Annotated in this window: 18 protein-coding genes; 9 read left to right on the top strand and 9 right to left on the bottom strand. The window is 47.5% G+C overall.

Annotated features, from left to right (window positions below):
- Positions 1 to 32 precede the first annotated feature (32 nt).
- The 3 genes from ACYVGR_RS18415 to ACYVGR_RS18405 all read left to right on the top strand — a co-directional run bounded on the left by ACYVGR_RS18415 (position 33) and on the right by ACYVGR_RS18405 (position 4,940).
- Positions 33 to 2,807: a DUF1553 domain-containing protein gene (locus ACYVGR_RS18415; protein ID WP_460959299.1), complete on the top strand. Its 2,775-nt coding sequence runs from the start codon at positions 33 to 35 to the stop codon at positions 2,805 to 2,807.
- A 9-nt stretch (positions 2,808 to 2,816) separates the two neighbouring features.
- On the top strand, positions 2,817 to 4,319 hold the full coding sequence (locus ACYVGR_RS18410) for a DUF1501 domain-containing protein (protein WP_460959297.1): 1,503 nt from the start codon (positions 2,817 to 2,819) through the stop codon (positions 4,317 to 4,319).
- 183 nt (positions 4,320 to 4,502) lie between these two features.
- Positions 4,503 to 4,940: a DMT family transporter gene (locus ACYVGR_RS18405; protein WP_460959295.1), complete on the top strand. Its 438-nt coding sequence runs from the start codon at positions 4,503 to 4,505 to the stop codon at positions 4,938 to 4,940.
- A 9-nt stretch (positions 4,941 to 4,949) separates the two neighbouring features.
- Here the strand turns inward: ACYVGR_RS18405 and gatC are convergent, their stop codons facing one another.
- The 3 genes from gatC to purH form a co-directional block, all read right to left on the bottom strand.
- Positions 4,950 to 5,237, bottom strand: coding sequence for an Asp-tRNA(Asn)/Glu-tRNA(Gln) amidotransferase subunit GatC (gene gatC / locus ACYVGR_RS18400; RefSeq protein ID WP_460959293.1), 288 nt, complete (start codon positions 5,235 to 5,237; stop codon positions 4,950 to 4,952).
- A 46-nt stretch (positions 5,238 to 5,283) separates the two neighbouring features.
- Positions 5,284 to 6,015 (bottom strand): lysophospholipid acyltransferase family protein, encoded by a 732-nt coding sequence (locus ACYVGR_RS18395; protein WP_460959291.1) that lies wholly within the window; start codon positions 6,013 to 6,015, stop codon positions 5,284 to 5,286.
- A gap of 108 nt (positions 6,016 to 6,123) precedes the next feature.
- Entirely contained in the window at positions 6,124 to 7,668 is a 1,545-nt protein-coding gene (gene purH, locus ACYVGR_RS18390) for a bifunctional phosphoribosylaminoimidazolecarboxamide formyltransferase/IMP cyclohydrolase (protein ID WP_460959289.1), read from the bottom strand.
- Between the two features lie 161 nt (positions 7,669 to 7,829).
- Here purH and ACYVGR_RS18385 point away from each other — a divergent pair, with 161 nt between their 5' ends.
- Both ACYVGR_RS18385 and ACYVGR_RS18380 read left to right on the top strand, forming a co-directional pair.
- Positions 7,830 to 9,389: a polysaccharide biosynthesis protein gene (locus ACYVGR_RS18385; protein ID WP_460959287.1), complete on the top strand. Its 1,560-nt coding sequence runs from the start codon at positions 7,830 to 7,832 to the stop codon at positions 9,387 to 9,389.
- A gap of 107 nt (positions 9,390 to 9,496) precedes the next feature.
- Complete coding sequence (locus tag ACYVGR_RS18380) at positions 9,497 to 13,075, top strand: CRTAC1 family protein (protein WP_460959285.1); 3,579 nt, start codon at positions 9,497 to 9,499, stop codon at positions 13,073 to 13,075.
- 63 nt (positions 13,076 to 13,138) lie between these two features.
- On the opposite strand, the gene ACYVGR_RS18375 is transcribed toward ACYVGR_RS18380, so the two are convergent.
- The 3 genes from ACYVGR_RS18375 to ACYVGR_RS18365 form a co-directional block, all read right to left on the bottom strand.
- Complete coding sequence (locus ACYVGR_RS18375) at positions 13,139 to 14,044, bottom strand: DUF4249 domain-containing protein (RefSeq protein WP_460959283.1); 906 nt, start codon at positions 14,042 to 14,044, stop codon at positions 13,139 to 13,141.
- Between the two features lie 41 nt (positions 14,045 to 14,085).
- Positions 14,086 to 16,518: a TonB-dependent receptor gene (locus tag ACYVGR_RS18370; RefSeq protein ID WP_460959281.1), complete on the bottom strand. Its 2,433-nt coding sequence runs from the start codon at positions 16,516 to 16,518 to the stop codon at positions 14,086 to 14,088.
- A gap of 179 nt (positions 16,519 to 16,697) precedes the next feature.
- Complete coding sequence (locus ACYVGR_RS18365) at positions 16,698 to 17,579, bottom strand: PPK2 family polyphosphate kinase (protein ID WP_460959279.1); 882 nt, start codon at positions 17,577 to 17,579, stop codon at positions 16,698 to 16,700.
- A 112-nt stretch (positions 17,580 to 17,691) separates the two neighbouring features.
- Between ACYVGR_RS18365 and msrA the strand changes: the two genes are divergently transcribed.
- Positions 17,692 to 18,258 (top strand): peptide-methionine (S)-S-oxide reductase MsrA, encoded by a 567-nt coding sequence (gene msrA / locus ACYVGR_RS18360; RefSeq protein WP_460959277.1) that lies wholly within the window; start codon positions 17,692 to 17,694, stop codon positions 18,256 to 18,258.
- A 306-nt stretch (positions 18,259 to 18,564) separates the two neighbouring features.
- Positions 18,565 to 18,939 carry a hypothetical protein gene (locus tag ACYVGR_RS18355; protein WP_460959275.1) on the top strand — a complete coding sequence of 125 codons (375 nt, stop codon included), beginning with the start codon at positions 18,565 to 18,567 and terminating at the stop codon, positions 18,937 to 18,939.
- Positions 18,940 to 19,013: 74 nt separating this feature from the next.
- Here ACYVGR_RS18355 and kbl read toward each other — a convergent pair whose 3' ends face one another.
- Together kbl and ACYVGR_RS18345 are read right to left on the bottom strand one after the other, a co-directional pair.
- Positions 19,014 to 20,222 carry a glycine C-acetyltransferase gene (gene kbl / locus ACYVGR_RS18350; protein ID WP_460959273.1) on the bottom strand — a complete coding sequence of 403 codons (1,209 nt, stop codon included), beginning with the start codon at positions 20,220 to 20,222 and terminating at the stop codon, positions 19,014 to 19,016.
- 4 nt (positions 20,223 to 20,226) lie between these two features.
- Positions 20,227 to 21,189 (bottom strand): NAD-dependent epimerase/dehydratase family protein, encoded by a 963-nt coding sequence (locus ACYVGR_RS18345; RefSeq protein WP_460959271.1) that lies wholly within the window; start codon positions 21,187 to 21,189, stop codon positions 20,227 to 20,229.
- Between the two features lie 211 nt (positions 21,190 to 21,400).
- Here ACYVGR_RS18345 and ACYVGR_RS18340 point away from each other — a divergent pair, with 211 nt between their 5' ends.
- Entirely contained in the window at positions 21,401 to 21,865 is a 465-nt protein-coding gene (locus ACYVGR_RS18340; protein WP_157587033.1) for an Lrp/AsnC family transcriptional regulator, read from the top strand.
- Positions 21,866 to 21,872: 7 nt separating this feature from the next.
- Here the strand turns inward: ACYVGR_RS18340 and ACYVGR_RS18335 are convergent, their stop codons facing one another.
- Positions 21,873 to 22,487: a trimeric intracellular cation channel family protein gene (locus tag ACYVGR_RS18335; RefSeq protein WP_460959269.1), complete on the bottom strand. Its 615-nt coding sequence runs from the start codon at positions 22,485 to 22,487 to the stop codon at positions 21,873 to 21,875.
- Between the two features lie 621 nt (positions 22,488 to 23,108).
- Between ACYVGR_RS18335 and ACYVGR_RS18330 the strand changes: the two genes are divergently transcribed.
- Complete coding sequence (locus ACYVGR_RS18330) at positions 23,109 to 23,636, top strand: hypothetical protein (RefSeq protein WP_460959267.1); 528 nt, start codon at positions 23,109 to 23,111, stop codon at positions 23,634 to 23,636.
- The last annotated feature ends 19 nt before the right edge of the window (positions 23,637 to 23,655 follow it).

Below are 23,655 nucleotides of genomic sequence, written 5' to 3'. Positions count from 1 at the left end.
AGTAGCAGGTGATATGTACCTGCATTGGTTATATGAAAACTCAGTGGATACTTGTTGGTACGGCAGGGGTGGCAGTCGCCTTACTGCTCTCGTCGTTTCTTGGCATTTTCGAGAAACGGGTGGACTACAATACCCAAATCAAGCCCTTACTCAATAAAAATTGCATCGCCTGTCACGGAGGTGTGAAAAAAGCAGGTGGCTTTTCGCTCCTGTTTAAACAAGAAGCCCTTGCCCCTGCCAAATCGGGCAAACCCGCCATTATACCTGGCGATGCCGATGCCAGTGAAATGATCCGTCGACTCACACTAACCGACCCCGACGAGCGCATGCCTCTTGACCACCCAGCCCTGAAACCCGACGAAATTGACCTTCTGCGAAAATGGATTGATCAGGGAGCTGAATGGGGCGACCACTGGGCTTATCAGTCGGTAGAAAAGCCCGACGTTCCCACAATTGGTACATTGCTGAGCCGTCTGGGAATAACCAATAATGCCGAAACGGATTGGGCTAAGAATGAGATTGATAACTTCATTCTGGATAAACTAAAGCAGGATCAGTTAACACCTTCGCCCGAAGCCGACCGGGCTACTTTGATTCGGCGGGTTTCGCTTGATCTTATCGGGTTACCGCCAACAGAAAAAGAAGTCGCCGATTTCGTAGCCGATAAATCACCAGAGGCTTATGAAAAAGTAGTTGATCGGCTACTAAAATCCCCTGCTTATGGCGAGCGCTGGACGGGCATGTGGCTCGACCTGGCCCGTTACGCCGACACCAAAGGCTATGAGCGCGATCCGGGCCGTAAAATCTGGCGATACCGGGATTGGCTCATCAAGGCTTTTAATCAGGATAAACCTTTCGACAAGTTTACGGTTGAGCAGCTGGCAGGTGATTTATTGCCGTCGCCAACTGACGATCAGCTCATTGCCACAGGTTTTCATCGAAATACGATGACCAACGATGAAGGCGGCACGCAGGATGAAGAATTCCGAACTGCGGCTGTGCTCGACCGGGTCAACACAACCTGGGACGTATTTAATGGAACCACCTTCGCCTGTATTCAATGTCATAGTCATCCTTACGACCCATTTACCCACGACGAATACTACAAATTCCTGGCCTTTTTCAACAACTCCCGCGACGAGGACGTAACAAGTGATACGCCCACACTCCGATTCTACAAGACCGAAGATTCACTCAAACTCGTTGGTTTACAGAAGTTCATTGCAGCCAGCATTCCAAATTCGATACAGGCACAGGCGAGTATTGAACAAGTCACGCACCTGCTCCGCACCGTTGAGCCTAAAATCAATTCCCACGATTTTGACCAATATGTCAATGCTTCCCTGCTCGATGCCAAATACTTTGGCTTTCAGGACAAAGGTTCATGCCGGATTAAAAATGTAACGTTAACAGGTCGCCCGCGCTTGCTCCTAAAATGGGGTACCAAGGCAACCAACGCCACCGTGACAATCCACCAGGATAAGCTGGATGGGCCAATTTTGGCAAAAATTCCAACGCCTAAACCAGGTAAGGATACGGTTCAGATGATTCCATTGCCCAAAATTCAGGGGCGGCATAGCTTGTATCTATCGCTGGATAGCCCGGAAAAACCGAAAGATTGGGTACAGATCAAATGGGTTGCGTTTACGCCTATTCTGCCAGGACAACCACAGAGCGCCGTTGGCGAAAAAGATAAATTATTGCTCGATCTATTGAATACCGATGTCGAGCAAACGCCCATCATGCTGGATGGCTCCGGCGACCTCGCCAGAGAAACCCACGTTTTTGACCGAGGTAACTGGATGGTGAAAGGCAAACGAGTTACGCCCGACGTGCCGAAGTCATTTCCGGCGATGGACCCCAAACTCCCTAAAAATCGACTGGGCATGGCCCAATGGATGGTTAGTCGGGAGCATCCGCTAACGGCTCGCGTGGCTGTAAACCGCTTCTGGGAACAGCTATTCGGTACGGGTATTGTCGAAACGGTTGAAGACATGGGAACCCAGGGCATTCCACCCACCCACCGCGAATTACTCGATTATCTGGCTACCGAATTTATGGAAACGGACCAATGGAGTGTCAAAAAGTTGCTAAAAAAGATGGTCATGTCAGCAACCTATCGGCAACAATCCAACGCTTCTCCCGAAATGCTGGCAAAAGATCCGTTTAACAAATTGCTGGCTCGCGGACCACGTGTTCGATTGTCGTCCGAAGCGGTGCATGATCAGGCGTTAGCCGTTAGCGGTTTATTGAGCCACAAAATGTACGGTCCCAGTGTAATGCCCATGCAACCCGATGGCATCTGGCAATCGCCTTATGATGGTGAAACCTGGAAACAAAGCACGGGTGAAGACCTCCACCGGCGCGCCCTGTACACCTACTGGAAACGAACGGCACCTTACCCCTCAATGGTAACGTTTGATAGCCCCAGCCGGGAATTTTGTCAGTTGCGTCGTCTCCGAACCAACACACCTTTGCAAGCTTTGGTAACGCTCAACGACCCAGTTTATGTAGAGGCCGCGCAGAACTTGGGGGAATATATGCGTACGCACGGCTCATCACCAGAGCAACAGATTCAGGCGGGTTTCCGGCAGGTTATGCTTCGTGATTTAGCCCCTAAAAAACTAGCGGTACTGGCTCAACTCTATCGAAGTACGGAACAATATTACCGTCAGAAGCCCGGCGAAGCCGAAAATTTGCTCGATCACCCTGGCTTCGATTGTAAGAAGGTTTCCCCCCAGCTGGCAGCGCTGACAGTGACAGCGAATACGATGCTAAATCTGGATGAGGTGATTACGAAAGAATGATTTAACACCATGAACAAACTCCTTCACGAACTTCAACAGGCGGCTGCCGAACGCGAAACACGGCGGCACTTTCTGCACACTTGTTCAACCGGGCTGGGCGCTATGGCGCTTAGTTCTGTGCTTAGTAGTTGTGGGTTCTTCGGAAAAAGCACTCCACAAGATAATACCGTTGGGAGCGCGCTACCCTCTGGAGAACCGACGTCCCCTCACCCATCGCAGTTCGTGCCCAAAGCCAAGCGGGTTATTTATATCCATATGGCGGGTTCTCCCAGCCAGTTGGAGCTGTTCGATTATAAACCCGAACTGGCAAAGTACAATGGCAAAGATTGTCCACAGGCTCTGCTCGAAGGTAAAAAGTTTGCGTTCATTCGGGGAGTTCCTAAAATGCTGGGACCACAGGGAAAATTTGCACAACACGGACAATCAGGTGCGTGGGTGTCCAATTATTTACCCCATTTGCAGGGTGCTGTTGATGATATAACATTCCTGAAGGCCATGCACACCGACCAGTTCAATCACGCACCTGCTCAATTGCTGATGCATACGGGTAGTGCGCGGCTGGGCCGTCCGAGTATGGGCTCATGGGTAACGTATGGGCTTGGCACTGAAAACGACAACTTACCGGGTTATATCGTGCTGGCGTCGGGCGGAAAACAACCCGACGCAGGAAAATCGGTCTGGGGAAGTGGCTTTCTACCAACGGTTTACCAGGGCGTCCAATGTCGAACTGATGGCGATCCTGTTCTTTATGCATCCGATCCATCCGGCATGAACCGCAACATTCGAAAGCAAACCATCGACGCAATTAGTCAGATCAATCAACAACAATACGACGATGTTAAAGACCCCGAAATTCTGACCCGTATTGCTCAATACGAACTAGCGTTTCGGATGCAGATGTCCGTTCCCGATGCGATGGATATCAAGAGCGAGCCCCAGTATATTATGGATAGCTACGGAGTCGATCCCAATAAAGGCTCATTTGCCCGAAACTGCCTGCTAGCACGTCGGTTGGTTGAGCGAGGGGTTCGGTTTGTACAACTTTTCGATTGGGGTTGGGATACCCACGGTACCAGCGCCGACGGGTCGATTGACATTGGTCTGCACGCAAAATGTAAGGAATCAGATCAGGCTGTGGCCGCTTTACTTAACGATCTCAAACAACGTGGTTTGCTGGACGATACACTCGTTGTTTGGGGGGGCGAATTTGGCCGGACGCCCATGCAGGAAAACCGCGATGGGCAAACTTTACCGTTCATGGGTCGCGATCATCATCTCGATGCGTTTACTGTCTGGATGGCGGGCGGTGGCGTCAAAAAAGGCTTTTCGTACGGCGAAACCGACGATATTGGCTACTATGGTGTGAAAGATAAAGTACATATTCACGACCTGCAAGCCACGATTCTGCACCTGCTAGGTTTCGATCATACCAAACTTACCTACCAGTTTCAGGGTCGACCGTTCCGACTAACCGATGTGGCCGGAAAGGTTGTCAAACCAATTCTGGCATAATCTAAAATGCAGCTAACGCTAATTGGGCTGATTTACGCAGACAAAATCCGTGTAAATCAGCCCAATTAGCGTTAGCTGCATTCTTATAGTTTAGCTGTCGATTGGGTTTCTAGACAAAATGTGCTCTTAACAGTTATGGTAAAATAGACACAATTTGTTAACCAGGAACGGTTGGATTCAGGAATGGATACTCGTTTCTTCGCCTTTTCAGAAAGAGCCGTGATAAAGCAAAATATTCTCTCGTGGCTATATCTTTTCGGGGCAGCAGCCTGCGAAATGGCCTGGACATACTCACTCAAATACATAAGCTGGGACGACCTGAAATCCCTTCGCTGGGCCACGTTCTATCGGCTCGATGGAGGCCTACCCGTCCTGCTTCCGTGGCTGGCCTATGTTGTTTTTGGGATTGTTAATACGCTGATGCTGGCAGCTGCTATGCGCACGATATCCACAACAACCGCTTTTGCGGTCTGGATGGCGGTATCGCTGGTATTTATTAAAGCGGCCGACATTGTCTGGCTGAAGATAAGCTGGTCGTGGAGCGAGTTATTCTTTATTTTGGTGATTACCATCGGCATTATTGGCCTGCGTATGGTTGGCCCTGCCGATGTTAATCCTTGATTATCCCTTTTATTCCAACACTTTGGGCACTTCAAAAAACTGCTCGTCGTGCTGAGGAGCGTTGGCCAGCGCCTTTTCGCGAGATAAGTGATTGCCTACCACATCTTCCCGTAATACATTGGTTTCAGCGGAGATATGCGTTAATGGCTCAACGCCTGTTGTATCGATTTCGTTGAGTTGCTCCATCCAGGTTAATACACCGTTCAGGCTGTTGAGCAGGTCGGCTTCTTCTTCGGGCCGAACTTCGAGCCGGGCCAGATGAGCAATTTTTTGAAGCGTTTCGTGATCGACTTTCATGGTCAATGAGTGATTGAGTGATTGAGTGATTGAGTGAGCGCCGAGGTCATGCAGCTACTTTCTTTCCCTTCATCAACTCATCGTTTATAATTTTATACGTTTCTTCTTTTAATCGTTCTACATCATCCTGCGTCATGCCCGTTGTGTCAATGGGTGGATGAATGACGGCTCGCAAGGGATGCCAATGAAAGCGAACGGGACTTTTGTCGGGCAGAATCTGATAGTTATTCAACAACGAAACAGGCACAATAGGCACCTGCTGCTGAATCGCCATCGTAAACGCACCATCTTTAAAGGGCACCATCTGGGGCGGTTCGGGAGCACGAATTCCTCCTTCCGGGAAAATCATAATGCTTCTTCCCGATGCCAACGTCCGAATCGATTTTGCTAACGAATACGCCCGACTATTCGGCTGGCTGCGATCTACCTGAACGTGCAACTTCGCAAACATATACCCCAGCAAGGGAATATGCTTCACATCGCTTTTCCCAACGAAAGCGTAGTAGTTTTTCACAATTACGCCCATTGCGGCTATATCCAGGTACGAAAAATGGTTCGCACAAAAAACATACGTCTGCTTCGGATCAGGCTTGAATCGCCGATCAACTCGTACCCGAATACCAATCCCGATAAAAAACAACATCCCCCAGATGTAGTTGATCTTATGGGCAATAGGCTTCCATGCCTCGCGCTGCAAAAACACAAACTGGAACGGAAAGAGCACGATATACAATGCCACAAAATAAATAGCGCACCAGATTGTGTAGAGTAGCCGCATAATTTCTGAACCGGGATTTTAACAAGATTTAAAGGATTTACACGATTGATAAAGTAATAGCGGATAATCATATAAATCCTTTAAATCTTGTTAAAATCCCGGTTTGGATTAATGTTTAAAATGTCTCACCCCCGTCGTGACCATAGCCAGGCCGTGCTGATTGCAGTAATCGATCGAGTCCTGATCGCGGATAGAGCCGCCGGGTTGTACTACGGCTGTAATGCCAGCCTGACCCGCAATTTCAACGCAGTCGGGGAATGGGAAGAATGCATCGGATGCCATCACTGACCCGTTCAGATCAAAACCAAACGAGTGCGCTTTTTCAATGGCTTGCCGTAACGCATCGACACGAGACGTTTGTCCAACACCGCTGGCCAGCAATTGACCTTCTTTCGCCAGCACAATCGTATTTGATTTTGTGTGTTTACAGACTTTCAAGGCAAACTCCAGCGCCCGATTTTCGCTATCCGTTGGCGCTTTCTCCGTAACAACTTTAAACTGACTGGTTATCTCGGTCTGATTGTCTTTGTCCTGCTCTAATACGCCGTTCAAAATCGTTTTGAACATAACCGTTGGCAGCGCAACCGCATTCCGTTTGAGCAGAATACGATTCTTTTTAGACTTGAGTAGGCTCAGTGCCTCGGTCGTGTAATCGGGAGCGATCAGAATTTCCATGAAGAGCTTGTTCAGTTCTTCAGCGGTTTCCAGATCGACCGGCGCATTGGTAATAACCACACCCCCAAAAGCGGAAACTGGGTCGCAGGCCAGCGCGCTCAAATAAGCTTGCTTGCTGGTTGGAGCCGTTGCAATACCACAAGCGTTGGTATGTTTGATGATGGCAAACGCCTTCGCTTCGTCCTGTGCAAATTCATCGATCAGGCTTACACAGGCATCAACATCTACCAGATTATTGTAGGATAGTTCTTTGCCATGTAACTTGTCGAACATGGCTTCCAGGTCGCCGTAGAATGTTGCCTGCTGGTGCGGATTTTCACCATAACGGAGGTGATTGGCTGGCAGCGCTTTAAAATCGTAAATAGGCCCGGTTGTACCCGCACGTTTTGTTGTCCCGGCAAAATAAGACTGGATAGCCGTATCGTAATGCGAGGTCGTGGCGAATGCTTTTCCGGCATACTCTCGGCGGTCGCTCAGATCAGTAGCACCATTTTTCTGGGTTAACAGATCGACAACATCACCATACTGACTACGCGACGATACGATTAGGACATCATTATAATTCTTGGCAGCCGCCCGAATAAGCGAGATTCCACCGATATCGATTTTCTCAATGATGTCTTCATCCGATGCGCCGGAGGCAACGGTCTCTTCGAACGGGTACAAATCCACGATGGCCAAATCAATGGGCGGAATTTGGTGGTGCTCAGCCTGGGCAACGTCTTCAGCAACGTCGCGCCGATACAAAAGACCACCCATAACGGCTGGGTGCAAGGTTTTTACGCGCCCGCCAAAAATAGACGGGTAGCCAGTCAGGTCTTCAACGGCCGTAACCGGAATACCGAGTTGCTCGATAAATGCCTGGGTACCACCCGTCGAATAAAGTTTGACGTTCTGTTCGTTTAATAAACGGACTAAAGGCTCTAGACCGTCTTTATAAAAAACGGAAATCAGCGCAGAGGAGATTTTGAGAGACATGGACTTGGCCGAAACAGGCTCCGGCTGTTTCAGTAGAATAGGTACAAGTTATGCGAAACAGCCGGTAGCCTGTTTCGACTTGAAGTGCAAAGATAACCAAAGGTCTTAACTTTGTCTGCCCGAACACGGCAGGCCAACCTTGGCCAGACATTCTTTTATCGATGAGTACGTTTAAAAAATTAGCGAGCGATACAGCGCTTTACGGTATTAGTACGATTCTGGGGCGATTACTTAATTACGCACTCGTCCCGATTCAAACCTACGCCTTCCAAAAACCATCGGCTATGGCATCCAATGTCGAGCTGTATGGCTGGATTGGGGTACTGCTCGTTGTGTACACGCTTGGTCTGGAAACGGCTTTTTTTCGATTTATTGCCCGTTCTAAAAATCAGCCTATCGAAGAGAAAAACCGCATTTTTAACCAGTCATTGAGTATTGTTGCCTGTATAAGTGTAGTGTCTTCGCTGCTTCTGTACAGCCTGGCCACGCCCATCACAAATTGGCTACACTACCCTGGCCAGGAGCGATTTGTGCAATGGTCGGCGTTACTGGTGGCCATTGATGCCATTGTGGCGATTCCCTTTGCTCGACTGCGGGTCGAGAACCGGGCTCGCGAGTTTGTTGGTGCAAAAATTACGAACATCGTTATTGTGGTTGCGCTAAATATTTTCTTCCTGATTTTCGCCAAAGACATTTATGAAGGTAAATACCTCACCTCATTACAACCAATAGCCGATTTAATCTACAACCCCAAGATTGGTCCTGGCTATACCTTTCTGGCGAATTTAATCGGCAACGCTCTTTACTTTATTATTATCCGAAAAGCATTTACTGGATTCCGATTCCAGTTTGATAAAGCACAAAGCTGGGCACTGTTGGCTTATGCCTTCCCGATTATGCTCACCAATCTGGCAAGCGTGCTGAATTTACTGACCGACCGATTATTCTTACGCCATCTACTTCCACCAGGCTTTTATCCTGGTTTATCATCAGAAGCCGTGTTAGGTATTTATGGGAACTGCCTGAAACTATCCGTTTTTATGGCGCTGGCAATTCAATCGTTCAAGTTTGCCGCTGATCCATTCTTTTTCTCGCAGGCAGAAGACAAAAACGCACCGACTTTATTGGCTAATGTCACGAAGTGGTTTATCATCGTTTGTGTACTGATCTGGGTTGGTGTCAGCCTGAATCTTGATTTACTTGGCCAGTTGTTTTTGCGGTCAAAAGAATATCGGGTTGGCCTCAATGTCGTGCCGCTACTTTTGTTGGGTAATCTGCTGCTGGGCGTTTATTACAACATTTCGTTCTGGTTTAAACTGAGCGACAAAACGAGCTACGGCACGCTCATTACCGTTATTGGAACTGCTGTAACAATTGGTCTTAACTTAGTGCTTATTCCCCTTATTGGGTATATGGGTTGCGCTGTCGCGTTCTCCGTATCCAGCTTCGTTATGATGCTGATCTGCTACCTATTGGGCGAAAAGTATTATCCGGTGCCTTATCATGTTGGCTCGGCAATCGGGTATTTACTTGGCGCAGGCTTATTGATTTACGCATCCTGGCACTTTCCAATTTCGAACCTCTGGGTGGCTGTGCCTGTCCACATGGCTTTATTCGGCCTCTTCCTTATGCTGATCATTTTCATCGAACGCGATACGTTTCAGCCAGCGCTGGTACGCTTCCGAAATCGCAGGAATAAACCGGCCAAGATTAATTCGTAGTTTAAAACCGACAAAAATGCCCCGATTTGCATCTGAGGTGTATTTTTATCGGTAAATTGCAAGATAATCTGGTTATTCTGCCACCGTAAAACGGCACATTCCTTTTCATGAAACCAACCTCTCGAAATAGCGCATGGCTGTTGCCCATCGCATGCTTGTGTATACTTACTTCATGCCGTGAAAAACCCCTCTTTGAGCGGCTCGATTCTTCTGAAACGGGTATAACCTTCGCCAATACGATTACCGATAGTGATACGCTCAACATTCTTAATTACCAGTACATCTACAATGGTGGTGGCGTTGGTGTTGGCGATTTCAATGGTGATCAAAAACCAGATGTGTTTTTCGCCGGAAATCAGGTTTCGAACAAACTCTACATTAACGAGACGGAATCACCCGATAGCAAACTGCACTTTAAAGACGCTACTCAGTCGGCGGGGGTTGATGGTGGTGGCCGCTGGTGTTCGGGCGTATCGGTTGTTGATATCAATGCCGATGGCAAGCTGGATGTTTACATATCCACTACCCTTAAGAAAAAGGGGGTACAGCGCGCTAACTTGTTGTACGTCAATCAGGGAAATGATGCAGATGGTTCACCTAAATTCCGGGAAATGGCCGTCGATTACGGCGTTGCCGATACAACCTTTACAACGCACTCTGCCTTTTTCGACTACGATAACGATGGCGACTTAGACCTGTTCGTACTCGTTGATCAGATTGCCGACCCAAAAAACCCGAACAACCTGCGTACGCGGGTAGACGATGGCACTTCCGTTAACACCGACCGCCTGTATCGGAACGATTTCGACCCAAAACGAGGTCATGCATTCTTTACGGATGTGACCAAACAAGCTGGCGTTCTGGCTGAAGGCTATGGACTCGGTATGAACATTTGCGATATCAATCGGGATGGCTGGAAAGACATTTACGTAACCAACGATTTCGCGACGAATGATGTATTGTACATCAATAACCACAATGGCACATTCACCAATCGCGCACACGAGTCGTTCAAGCATACCAGCTCATCGGCAATGGGAAATGATGTGGCCGACATTAATGGCGATGGCTTAGCCGACATTATAGCTGTCGATATGTTACCCGAAGACAACCTGCGTAAAAAGAGTCTGATGGGCCCCAGCAGCTACTATGCCTATCAGGAGTGGGACAGACTAGGCTATGAGCATCAGTATGCCCGTAATACTTTGCAACTGAATCAGGGCGTACGACCTATTGATACATCGCACGTAGGCATGCCTATTTTTAGTGAAATCAGTATGTTGTCGGGGGTAGCCGAAACCGAATGGAGCTGGGCACCACTGCTGGCTGATTTTGACCACGATGGCTACCGGGATTTACTAATTACCAACGGTTTCCCCCGCGACGTAACCGACCGCGATTTTACGAATTATTACAGCTCCGTCAATACGTACCTGAACGATGGACTTCGCAAGGAATTGACCGAAAAAATACCCAGAGTGAAAGTTAGCGACTATGCGTACCGAAACCGGGGTAATTCTGGCGGTCCGGCTTTTGAGAACGTAACCGACCTTTGGGGATTGAGTGAGCCAAATTTCGCGAATGGAGCTGCTTACGCCGATTTCGATGGCGATGGTGATCTGGATTACATCGTCAATAATATCGACGACGAAGCGTTCGTATACCGAAATACCCTGACCAATAAAAAATCCGAACAGGCACATTATCTCCGCATCCGATTCCAGGGCGACGGAGCCAATGTAATGGGTTTGGGAGCCATCGTTGAGTATGAATTACCCGATGGTCGAAAAGAGTTTTATGAACATACGCCGTACCGGGGCTTTTTATCGAGCGTTGAACCCATCGCGCACCTTGGTTTAGGCAAGATCAAGACGATCAAGAATCTAAAAGTAACGTGGCCGGGCGGGCGTATCCAGATTTTCCCGGATGTCAACGCCGATCAGACAATTACCGTTAAAGCAGTAGACGCCAAACCCGGTGAAGCCAATGAGATTGTTGCGACTCCTAAAACCCTGCTGAAAGACGTTACGGCCGATTTGGGTATTACTTACAAGCACGAGGAAACGGATATTATTGACTTCAATCTGCAAAAAACTTTACTCCACAAACTCACGGAGTACGGCCCTGCATTAGCTGTAGGCGATGTAAATGGCGATGGTTTGGCAGATATGGTTGTTGGTGGAAGCTCTAAATATTCAACCGAATTGCTGCTTCAGCAACCTAACGGGCATTTTGTCCTGAAGCCCTTACCAACCAAACTATCTGAAGATGCTGGACTTTTGTTGTTCGATGCGGATGGCGATGGCGACTTGGACTTGTATGCCGCTAGCGGAAGCCCTGAATTTCCAGTCGACCAGATAGCCGCAGCATTGCGCCATCGGCTTTATGTGAACGACGGCAAAGGCACCTTCACTCTGGATGCTAACGCGTTGCCAAACTTCCAGCTCAACGCATCCTGCGTAAAAGCGGCTGATTTCGATAAAGATGGCGACCTCGATTTATTTGTTGGTGGCCGGGTCGAACCGTACAAATACCCGATGGCCGTCCCTAGCTATATTCTGCGAAATGATCGGTCCGCCGTTGCGGGTAAAAAAGGTCAACCGCATTTTACCGATGTTACGAAAGAAGCGGCTCCAGTTTTGGCGAAAGGCGGGCTGACCTGTGATGCCCTCTGGACCGATTATGATAACGATGGCGATGAGGACTTACTCCTTGCCAGCGAATGGGCACCCCTCACGATGCTCAAGAATGACAAAGGTCATTTGCAGCCACTCGACAACAGTGGTCTGTCCGATAAACTGGGCTTCTGGAATTCCCTGACACCCGGCGATTTCGACAACGATGGCGATATCGATTATCTGGCGGGCAATATGGGCCAAAACACCCTGCTCCGGGCCAGCACCGAACGGCCTGTGCGCATCTACGCTGGCGATTTCGACAATAACGGCTTCTACGATGCGTTCCCAACCGTTTATTTCAAAAATGCCAAAGGTCAGTATGAAGAATATCCCTACTTCGGTTGGGACGATATGGTGAAGCAGATGATTGGTATTAAGAAGCGATACCTCAAATACGCTCCTTTTGGCGAAGCCACCATCAGTCAGATTTTAACCGAAGACGAGCGTAATCAGGCGCTGAAACTGACCGTCAATTACACGCCGAGCAGTTACATCGAAAACAAAGGCAATGGTAAGTTTGAGATTCGGTCATTACCCATATTGGCCCAAACAGCCCCCGTATTTGGCATGACGGCGCAAGATGTTGATGGCGACGGCAATCTGGATGCGGTACTCGTGGGTAATGAGCACGGTAGCGATATGGTAGGAGGCCGCATGGATGCGTTCAATGGAATGGTGTTGAAAGGCGACGGCAAAGGCAATTTCTCAATCGTAACGATGGACAAAACAGGATTCTTCGTTCCGGGTAATGCCAAAGCCCTCGTTAGTTTCCCTGACGCCCAGGGTCACTGCCGCCTGGCGATCACTGAGAACCGAGGCCCATTACGGGTATTTGCGATCCAGCAACCGCAAACATTTGCCCCGGTAGATACCAAAACAACATCTGTTACGATTCGCCTGAAAAACGGACACACCCGACGGCAGGAAATTCCTTTCGGCACGTCGTTCTACGGGCAATCGGCGCGGGGAGTTTGGTTATTACCGGGAGAAGAGCTTGTGAAAAAGTAGGTCAATATTTTTTGTCATGGCTCCTGACGTCGAACCGGGTGGTCGGAGCCATGACAAAAAAAATCAATCCTCCCGAACTCGGATATTCGCCTGCACGACACTAGCGCTCCGCGTTCGTACGGCTGATGTCATAAAAAAGCCGGTGGCTTTTCGGCCACTGGCATTATCGTTAATGATGTTAGTTGGAACATTGACAGGTGGCGTGGCAAATAGCCCCCCGTTGGTAATCTGAGTTCGTGTCTGCTGCCAGAAGTTAATGGCCTCCAGAGTTAGCGAATGGAGTTCAACCGTCACGTTATCGTTCAGCGCATACAGGCTATCTGGATTGATGGCCCGGCGAATGGGTACAATAAACATGAGCCCATCTGTAACGCCATTATTGTTACCCCGAAATCCGCCATCCTGCGACGTAATGATGTTATTCGGTTTATTTTGCAGCTCGCCATTGCGGAAAAATCGTACCCGGTAATAGTCCGTTTCGTTCGGTATATCGTTGGCATAAAATTCAGCCCGGTAGCCTTCTATTTTTGATAACGGACTCCGTTTTCGCTTCACAAAAATGATCGAATCGATGGGGGGAACCGGATTTACTTTCGAACTAGCCCGATAGGTTTCACCCTGATAGTCAATGGTAAGTTGGTACGTCCGGCCAATGTGCCCTAATGTGTCTTTACCCGTTGGTTGCCACACATAATACCCTGTATTTTTCGCATCCAGAAAGCTGTACCTCTTTCCGGTGTTATCTGTCACCGTAACAGTAGCACTAGTGGCTGCTGGTGGAGTACTGCTGTCAAAATAAGCCGCCGTCTGCGTCAGAACAATTGTTTGTGAGCCCGGTTGATCGGTCAGGATACCCTGTACCGAAAGCTGAACGGGACCCGTATCGAGTTGTGCATCAATAACGGTTGTGCAGCTATCCAGGCCAAGAATAGCCAAAGCGAGCAGCGAGAAAATAGTAACTGGTTTCATAGCCATGTATGTCCAGATCGATTGCCTGGCAGGCACCAATCTTAGAATTTAAAGTTATAGGTCACAGAAGGAATGATCGTCGCGAATACCGAGTAGCGAATGGCTTCGGTCACCTGTGGGTTGTCGGCATTCGGCTGGAAATACACCGAGAACGCATTTTTTCGGGCGTAGGCGTTATAAACCGAGAAAACCCAGTTGTCCTCTTTTCGTTTGCCGGGTCGTTTGCGTCCTTGTAAAGTTGCTGCCAGATCGAGTCGGTGGTAAGCCGGAATCCGGTAGTTATTGCGGCCTTCGTAGATGGGTTCTACGTGCCCATCAAACACAAACCGACCCGTCGGGAAGGTACCCGGTGTACCACTGGCATAGGTAAATGTAGCCGAGAAATTCCAGCGTTTCGCATTCGGCGGATCGAATAACAACACCGAGGTTAAGGTGTGGCGTTTGTCGTACCGGGTCGGATACCAATTGTTATTGTTGATACCATCCACCTGCCGTTCGGTTTTGGCCAACGTATAGCTAATCCAGCCATTTACGACACCCGTGTTTCGTTTCACAAAAAACTCAGCACCATACGCCCGACCTTTGCCACTCAGCAAATCGCCTTCGAGGTATTTGTTCAGGATCAGGCTAGCCCCGTCGATATAGTCAATCTGGTTCTGCAACCATTTGTAATACACTTCAACCGATGCTTCGAATTCACTACCTGAACGACCAAAGTTTTTGAAATATCCACCAGCAATCTGGTCTGCAATCTGTGGTTTAATATTATTGGTCGAGGGTGTCCAGATATCCAGCGGAGTTGATGCTGTGGTATTAGAAATCAAGTGAATGTACTGCGCCAGTCGATTATAGCTCAGTTTCAGTGAGCTGTTGTCAGTCAGATCGTACTTGGCGGCAAAACGGGGTTCCCAGTTTCCATAGGTTTTTATAACATCGTTCCCCTTATAATCCACCGTTGTAACCACCTCACGTCGGGTTCCCAACGGCACATCGGTTTGGAAGGTATAAGCCTCGCCCGGTCCTTTGTATTGAAATAATGAATACCGTAAGCCGTACTGGAGTTGCAGCTTCGGCGTTGTCTGTTGTTCATTACCGATATAAAGGGCGCTTTCGAGTGCATGTTTGTTGGCAATTCCAAACGAACGAACGGCGCCTGCGCTGGCAGCTGTAGCCGTACCGGGCTGAAAATCATGCACAATGGCTTGTCCACCAAAGGTGATGGTATTCTTACCCAGAAAAAACGAGAAATCAGGCTTGATACTATAATCCAGAATGCGCGAATCGGTTTTGAAATAGTCGTTTGGTGTTTTCTGTTTCAGGTCGGTGTTCAGCGAGTAATCGTAGTTGCTATAGTAAGCCGTTGTATTCAGAAACAGGCGATTCGTAAATACGTGATTCCAGCGGGCCGACAAGGTGGTATTACCCCAGTTAAAGCCAAAATCCGACCCGAATACATCGCGGCCTAGATAGCCCGATAAAAAGACCGTATTCTTATCGTTGATGTGGTAATTACCTTTCGCTGTCAGATCGTAAAAATAGAACTTCGCCCCTTTTAAATCGCTGTTCAAAAAAGGCTGCGCCAGAATATCGGCATATGAACGACGTGCCGCCACAATGAACGATCCTTTGCCTTTGAACAGTGGGCGCTCATACGACAATCGACTAAATATCAGGCCAATCCCGCCATTTACCTCTGGTTTCTTGGCATTCCCTTCTTTCAGACGAACATCCAGAATTGAGGCAATCCGTCCGCCATAGTTTGAGGGAATACCACCTTTAATCAGCTTTACATCTTTTACCGCATCGGGATTGAAAACCGAGAAGAAACCGAACAAGTGGGATGAATTATAAACAGGCGCTTCATCCAGCAGCACCAGATTCTGGTCGATACTGCCGCCCCGAACGTTAAACCCTGTAGCACCCTCACCTACTGTCGATACGCCGGGCAGCAATTGAATACTTCTGATTACGTCAACTTCGCCCAACAGCGCTGGAATCCGTTTCAGCGTTTTCACGTCAATTTTGTTGACGCTCATTTCAATATTCTTGACGTTATCGTCTTCACGAGTTGTCGAAACAACAACCTCCTGAAGCTGCTTTCCCTCCTGTTTTAGTTCAAGATCAAGGCGAACGTCCTGCGTAGTCAGGTCAACTACTTTGGTCTGTTTTTCGTAACCAACGTAGCTGATCACAACGTTATAAGTACCCGCGGGTAGCGTGACCGCAAAGAATCCATAGCTATTTGTGACGGCCCCGGTACTGGTTTCCTTTACATAAACCGATACCCCAATCAGGCCCTCGCCATTAGTCGCATCTTTTATATACCCACTTACTGTGAAGCCAGCCGATCGGGCACCTTTTTCCAGCCCTTTACCAATAGTATTCGTCGTCAGTGAGCCTTGTGCCAGGCTGCTTTGGAGAGGCAGACAAATTAGAAGTAGACCGTATAACCAATGTAGAGAACTATGTTTCATTGCGTTAGATATAGCCCGTCTATTTATACATGACGGTTCAAATTGCTAACGCAAAAGTATGTCTATGGCTATTAGTATTTGGCAAAAATTAGATAAAGCAGCTAAAACAGCCGCTGAACGGTAGTAGAGTTTGGACAAAACCAATAAGTATACAGGCTTGCGGCTTTCCAGCCGCACTACTATTGGGCCTTAATAACCGCAATTAGTTTTTGTAATTCTTTAAAGCGTTTTTCGTCTGGCTCAGGATTGGTAATCGGCAGTTTTTTGAGTTCTTCGATGATAATTCGCCCTACCAGTAACCGCATATTCTTTTTATCATCGGCGGGGATGACATACCAGGGCGAATTATCGGTAGCCGTTTCAGAAATACAAGTTTCGTAGGCCTCCTGATAATCGTCCCAGAAATCCCGCTCTTTCACGTCACCCTCTTCAAATTTCCAGTTTTTCTCCTGATCCTGAATTCGGGCAATCAGCCGGTCGGCCTGTTCTTCTTTCGAAACGTGCAGATAGAACTTAACCGTTGGGAAGCCATTTCGGTACAGAAACTGCTCCATATCCCGAATGGCCTCGTAACGATGTTTAAACAGTTTGTCTAAATCTTCGGTCGCTTTTTCAGGTAATCGCTGACTCTGTTTCAGGATTTCGGGATGCACCTTTGTTACCAGCACCTCTTCATAATAGGATCGGTTAAAAATTCCGATCATGCCGCGCTCAGGCAGTTCGCGCCAGCTACGCCATAAAAAATCGTGGTCAAGTTCCTGATCGGTCGGGCGTTTGAATGAATATACCCGAACGCCAGCCGGATTGGTACCCGTAAATACATGCTGAATGGTACCATCTTTCCCGGCCGCGTCCAATGCCTGAAACACAACCACCAATCCATAGCGATTGTGGGCATACATCATCTCCTGCCATTTATCAATTTCGGCCGCCTGCTGCCGAAGTAGGGCCTCATAATGAGCATCATCCTCATAGAGGTCATCTACTTTGGTCGGCGCTTTTTTCAGTTTAAATGATTTGTCGCCATCATGGCGGAATCGATCGATTTTGAAGTCTTTCACAGGCAGTTGGCGCAAACTTTACGCGAATAAGTACTGTTAATTAGTCAGGCAAATTAACCGAATAAAACCTATAAGGTTTATAAAACCCAAGAGGTTTATAGAATTACGATTTATGACGACAAATCAATCGGCCAATCTGGCCAAAGCAACGTTTGGAACAGGCTGTTTCTGGTGTACAGAAGCCCTTTATGAATCGCTGGATGGGGTTATTGATGCCGTATCGGGCTACGAAGGTGGTCATAAAGCCAATCCTACGTATAAAGAGGTTTGTACTGGTGAAACCGGCCATGCTGAGTGTGTAGAAATCACGTATGACCCAAGCAAGATCACCTATCAGGAAATGCTGGAAGCCTTTTTCCGGAGCCACGACCCAACGTCATTGAACCGTCAGGGCAACGACATTGGTACGCAGTATCGGTCTGTGATTTTTTATCATAACGACGAACAAAAGCAACTGGCCGAAACAGCCAAAGCAGAACTAGATAAATCAGGCGCTTACGATAAGCCAATTGTAACGGAAATTACTCCCGCCGAAACGTTCTACGAAGCAGAAGCTTACCATCAGAGCTACTTTGCCAATAATCCCAACCAGGGTTACTGTGCGTTCGTAGTTGCGCCTAAAGTAGACAAGTTCCGCAAGGTTTTCAAAGAGAAATTGAAACCTGCTTTACAACACTAAGCGAACCAGCATAAAATAATGAAAGGCTCCATAATTGGGGCCTTTTTTGTTTGTATCGTGAAATTATACAGCTCCTCCCTATCTGATATTTTATTCCCTCTGTGATTGATTTCCTTTTCCTGTTTGTGGATCAACTCCTGTCTCGCGTTTGTCCGCAACTGAACAAGCTTTGTCCGGTTATGGACGACCTATAAAATTAACACAAAAGTCAACTACTTGATAATCAGAAATATACAAAAAGTGGCACGAGCATTGAATTAATGGTATCAACTCAGTAAACAACACAAACACTAAACAACTACTACCATGTTACCACTAATGAGCAAAGTTGCTGCCTCTCTTTTACTAAGTGCTTCAACCCTGTTGAACCCTACCACACCCAAAGTTCTTTCCTTCGATGCGAGCGCCTACATTACCCTCGATCATCAAATCCGGCTGTCGGTTCAGAAGTCGGCCGAGGTACCTGTCGATGTTGTTCTTCGCAACAAAAGCCACGAAGTACTTTATCAACACAGCATTGGCAAGAGAGAAGGGAAATACGCGGTTAAGCTGAATGTCGATGAACTGGCCGATGGCGAGTATGAATTGGAAATCAAATCGAACGAAGGCAGTATCGTTAAACAATTGAACCTGTCATCGCAACCCGTTCAGAAAGCGGTTCGGACTATTGCGATGAACTAAGCGAACTTGTATCAAACCAAAAAAGCCCGACATGTGTCGGGCTTTTTTGGTTTGTAGGCCAGCCTACAGCATCACTAGCTGACAGCTTCTCCTACTTTAATAACGCCAAGTTCCTGCCCTACTTTAGTAAAGGCCGCTACAGCCCGCTCCAGATGTTCCTGTTCGTGCCCCGCCGAAATCTGTACACGGATTCGGGCTTTACCGGCAGGTACAACTGGATAAAAGAAACCAATCACATAAATACCTTCTTCGAGCAAACGAGCCGCAAACGCCTGCGCTAAAGGCGCGTCATACAACATGATCGGTACAATCGGATGTTCGCCCGGCAGAATATCGAATCCGGCAGCAGTCATTGCAGTCCGGAAGTAACTCGTATTGGCTTCCAGTTTGTCGCGCAGGGTGGTAGAGGCCTGAAGAATATCCAGTACTTTTAACGATGCCCCAACAATAGACGGTGCTAATGTATTGGAAAACAGGTACGGGCGCGAACGCTGACGGAGTAACTCAACAATTTCTTTGCGGGCAGCTGTAAATCCGCCCGAAGCACCACCCAATGCTTTCCCGTAAGTTCCTGTAATGATATCAATTCGCCCCAGAACGTTTCGGTATTCGGGCGTTCCACGGCCCGTTTTGCCCATGAATCCACTCGCATGGCATTCATCGACCATCACCATCGCGTTGTACTGATCGGCCAGATCACAGATTTTATCGAGTTGCGCAATAGTGCCATCCATCGAGAAAACGCCATCTGTAACCACCAATATCCGGCGTGCCGATGAAGCCGCCTGCAACTGAGCTTCCAGATCGGCCATATCATTGTGTTTGTATCGGAATCGCTTTGCCTTACACAAGCGGATCCCATCGATAATGGAAGCGTGGTTCAACTCGTCGGAGATGATGGCGTCCTGCTCGTTCAAGAGTGGTTCAAAAACACCCCCGTTTGCATCGAACGCAGCGGCATACAAAATGCAATCTTCAGCCCCAACAAACTCGGCGGTTCGGCGCTCCAGCTCTTTGTGAATGTCCTGCGTTCCACAAATAAACCGTACCGACGACATGCCAAATCCATGAGTTTTCAATGTCTCATGGGCGGCTTCAACAACATCTGGATGCGACGAAAGGCCCAGGTAATTGTTGGCACAAAAATTTAGTACTTCACGCCCATCGCGAACGACAATGACCGACGATTGCGGAGATACGATGATTCGTTCAGATTTATACAGGCCTGCTTCCTGTATGCTCGTCAACTCCTGTTGAAGTTGTTCTTTTATGGCTCCGTACATGATTTTATAAGGTTGAGACCATCGGCTGATAAACCGCAGTCAGGTGAGTGATCATTTCATGCGTCAGGCGAGGCAAATCAAAAGCCGCTTTCCAGCCCCAGTCCTGCCGGGCAACCGAATCATCAATAGTTTTGGGCCACGATTCGGCAATAGCCTGTCGAAAATCAGGTTTGTACTGCGTAACGAAATTTGGGAAATAGGCTTGAATCGACTCCGTTAATTCGGCAGGTGTAAAGCTCATGCCAGCTAGATTATAAGAGGTGCGAACACTGATCTGCGATTCGGGAGCATCCATCAGTTCCAGCGTAGCCCGCAAGGCATCGTCCATATAAATCATGGGTAGTCGGGTGTCTTTTTCCAGAAAGCACTCAAAAGAGCGCCCTTGAACAGCCTCATGGAAAATAGCAACAGCATAATCTGTTGTACCCCCGCCAGGCATCGACTGATGACTGATGACGCCCGGATAGCGTACCGATCGTACATCCAGCCCATATCGTTTGTGGTAATATAGCGACCAGTTTTCGGCAGCCACTTTACTAATACCATACACCGTAGCGGGGTCCAGTATCGCCGTTTGCGGAGTTTCATACTTGGGTGCATGCTCACCAAAAGCAGCAATCGAACTGGGAATGAAAAGCTTACGGATATTATGTAGCCGCGATACTTCCAGGACGTTGAGGGCTGTTTGCATGTTTAGGTTCCAGGCCCACAGTGGATCGCTTTCGCCTTTGGCCGATAGAATAGCCGCCAGATGGTAAATCTGGGTAACCCGATAGCGTCGCACAATGTCGGTAAGCGCATCGGGCTTAGTTGCATCCAGAACTTCAAAGATGCCCCTCTCAGAGGACGGCTTGCGCAGGTCGGCGGCAATCACCTGATTAACCCCAAACTGGGCCTGCAATTCGGGCAGAAGGGCCGTACCGATCTGTCCATTGGCTCCAATAACTAAAATGGTTTCTCGTTGCATAACCAATTAATAGAGCGTATGATGATGAATGAAGTGTTTACAATAAGGCCGAAATAAGTAGAACCTTATTTGTGGTACAAAGTTAGTTTTGAAGATAATAAGGAGAAAAATCCAGAATAAATCCGTGAATATTGTTGCCAACACGCTTATTTGCCAATAAATTAACCGAGACAAAAGTTACTCAAACGGAGTTGGTAGAAAATTTTTCGGCATGGAAAAGTTAGATGATGTTGACAAGCAATTACTGCGCTTATTGCAGCAGGACGCCAAGCTGACAACAAAGGAATTAGCGTCGCAACTGGGTCTGACATTGTCGCCGGTTTACGAACGGATCAAGCGGCTGGAAGGACTAGGTTTTATAAAGCAGTATGTGGCCGTATTGGACAAAAGCCTGCTTGGTCAACCTATTACGACCTTCTGTCAGGTATCCATGCGCTACCACGATAAAGCCTTTATCGACAAGTTTGAAGAGGAGGTTCAGAAACTGGAAGAAGTACAGGAGTGCTACCACATGGCCGGACAGGTCGATTTTCTACTCAAGATCCACGTTGGCAGTTTAAACGAATATCACGATTTCGTTAAGTACAAACTCTCTCAGATTGAGAATATTGGCGTACTCAACAGCACCTTTGTTCTAAAGGAAATCAAGCATAACCTGGGTTATTTTATCCCCTAAACAGGAGTTAATCCTGAATACGAGGTAATGACCAGTCGTAACGGATGGCCAGCAATCGAAACAAAGCAATTACACCCGCCGATACCAGTAAATTCAGCGTTGAATTTATATCCAACGATCGCCCAAGTTGGTACAGAATCGCTCCAGTCAGGCAAGGGGTAACGTACAATTGCCGATCGAAAATAATAGGCAGGTCGTTCACCATTGTATCGCGAATAACGCCCCCAAACAGGGCAGAAATGACGCCTAATAGAATAGCAGCCCAGTCATTTACTCCCGTAACAAGCGCTTTCTGCAACCCAAGAATAGTATACAGCCCGATACCGATTGTATCGAAGAGCAATAAAGGCCGCTGGAGTGCGCCCATCCACCATTTGCGGCAAAACACGGCAATGATAACACTGGCAATAATCACAATCAGGTAATTAGGGTCGCGTATCCAGGCAATGGGATGGGCATTCATAATAACATCACGCACGGTTCCACCACCAATGGCTGTCAGGAAGCCAATAAAAAATACGCCGATCAGATCGTGGTACATTTTTTTGCTTAAAGCCGACAGTGCCCCTGAAATAGCAAAGACGCTTACGCCAATCAAATCTGTCAGGTACCAAATAGTCATGTATGTACGAACCAATTACCAGGCGTATCAAAAACGCTATAACCTAAAATGTGGTCGTAAAAATACGTCTCTGCTTGTTTAACCTTATTAGGTTATGAAGAAATGAGGCTAATTCCTAACATACGTATAAAAAACGTACGACGCGAAGACGATACCGTTCACTCATAAATTCGCGCATCGTTAACGCTTATGAGGATGGTTTATAACCGCTTAGAGGATGTTACTAATTTGTACATGGAACATCCTGGCATCATTGAGGTGATGTATATACGCAAGTTAATTATAGATTAAAGTATTTATATGTTTATACCTAATAATCAATGCATTAAGTTATTTTTTAATTTTAATATTACTCTTTATGAATAAAAGTGCCTACAAAAAAGTAATCTCAGACACATAACATTTTGTACTAATATCGAGTAGTATAGTAAAAAACCGCGAAAAAGACGTCAAAAATGGGGTGATTTTCATCAGTGTATATAGGTTATAATGCCTTGTTCACTATGTTTGCCCTGTAGAGACAGCTATGACCGATAAATAAGAGGTCTGCGATCTCGTTTGTTAGGCCCATAGATTCGCTTTTACTTTGTCTCAAATTTCAACGCAAAACAATTGAATCAAATGAAAAAAATCCACTTTAGCATCTTATTAGTTCTTGGTCTTTTAGCCGGTACGAAATCGTTTGCCCAAATGCCAATTGACAAAGGGACCAAATTCATCAACCTTGGTATCGGTGTAGGTGGTTATTCCAGCGCAGGTGGTATCGCCTTCGGTGGTTCTGCCGATTTCGGAGTAGCGCCAAACATCACCGTAGGTGGCCAGGTGGCGTATCGAAGTTTTAACTATGGCTATTTTGGCTACAACGATAAAGTCAATTATCTGTATTTTGCGGCTCGTGGTTCATATCACTTCAATGAGCTTCTGAACCTCAGCACCGATAAGGCTGACTTGTATGCTGGTATCGGTCTGGGTTATGAAAGTGTTTCATACAGCTCTGGCTTCGGAACTGGCTTTAATACATTCGGAAGCGGAGTTTTCGTACCTATCCACCTCGGCGGTCGCTATATGTTCGCGGAGAAAGTAGGCGCTTTCGCTGAATTAGGAACGGGCATTGCTCCACTCTTACTGGGTATTACGTTCAAACTGTAATAACCCGGTTTAACAACCA

Source organism: Spirosoma litoris (assembly GCF_054776755.1).
The sequence above is the reverse complement of the archived record's forward strand: the minus strand, read 5'-3'. Positions and strand labels throughout refer to the sequence as shown.

Excerpts from the sequence above, each read along its gene's own strand:
- ACYVGR_RS18330 (WP_460959267.1), top strand. The coding sequence starts at position 23,109 with ATGAAAAAAATCCACTTTAGCATCTTATTAGTTCTTGGTCTTTTAGCC.
- ACYVGR_RS18355 (WP_460959275.1), top strand. The coding sequence starts at position 18,565 with ATGTTACCACTAATGAGCAAAGTTGCTGCCTCTCTTTTACTAAGTGCT.
- gatC (WP_460959293.1), bottom strand. The coding sequence starts at position 5,237 with ATGAAAGTCGATCACGAAACGCTTCAAAAAATTGCTCATCTGGCCCGG.
- kbl (WP_460959273.1), bottom strand. The coding sequence starts at position 20,222 with ATGTACGGAGCCATAAAAGAACAACTTCAACAGGAGTTGACGAGCATA.
- msrA (WP_460959277.1), top strand. The coding sequence starts at position 17,692 with ATGACGACAAATCAATCGGCCAATCTGGCCAAAGCAACGTTTGGAACA.
- ACYVGR_RS18415 (WP_460959299.1), top strand. The coding sequence starts at position 33 with ATGAAAACTCAGTGGATACTTGTTGGTACGGCAGGGGTGGCAGTCGCC.
- ACYVGR_RS18375 (WP_460959283.1), bottom strand. The coding sequence starts at position 14,044 with ATGAAACCAGTTACTATTTTCTCGCTGCTCGCTTTGGCTATTCTTGGC.
- ACYVGR_RS18370 (WP_460959281.1), bottom strand. The coding sequence starts at position 16,518 with ATGAAACATAGTTCTCTACATTGGTTATACGGTCTACTTCTAATTTGT.
- ACYVGR_RS18410 (WP_460959297.1), top strand. The coding sequence starts at position 2,817 with ATGAACAAACTCCTTCACGAACTTCAACAGGCGGCTGCCGAACGCGAA.
- ACYVGR_RS18340 (WP_157587033.1), top strand. The coding sequence starts at position 21,401 with ATGGAAAAGTTAGATGATGTTGACAAGCAATTACTGCGCTTATTGCAG.
- purH (WP_460959289.1), bottom strand. The coding sequence starts at position 7,668 with ATGTCTCTCAAAATCTCCTCTGCGCTGATTTCCGTTTTTTATAAAGAC.
- ACYVGR_RS18335 (WP_460959269.1), bottom strand. The coding sequence starts at position 22,487 with ATGACTATTTGGTACCTGACAGATTTGATTGGCGTAAGCGTCTTTGCT.
- ACYVGR_RS18380 (WP_460959285.1), top strand. The coding sequence starts at position 9,497 with ATGAAACCAACCTCTCGAAATAGCGCATGGCTGTTGCCCATCGCATGC.
- ACYVGR_RS18405 (WP_460959295.1), top strand. The coding sequence starts at position 4,503 with ATGGATACTCGTTTCTTCGCCTTTTCAGAAAGAGCCGTGATAAAGCAA.
- ACYVGR_RS18395 (WP_460959291.1), bottom strand. The coding sequence starts at position 6,015 with ATGCGGCTACTCTACACAATCTGGTGCGCTATTTATTTTGTGGCATTG.
- ACYVGR_RS18385 (WP_460959287.1), top strand. The coding sequence starts at position 7,830 with ATGAGTACGTTTAAAAAATTAGCGAGCGATACAGCGCTTTACGGTATT.
- ACYVGR_RS18345 (WP_460959271.1), bottom strand. The coding sequence starts at position 21,189 with ATGCAACGAGAAACCATTTTAGTTATTGGAGCCAATGGACAGATCGGT.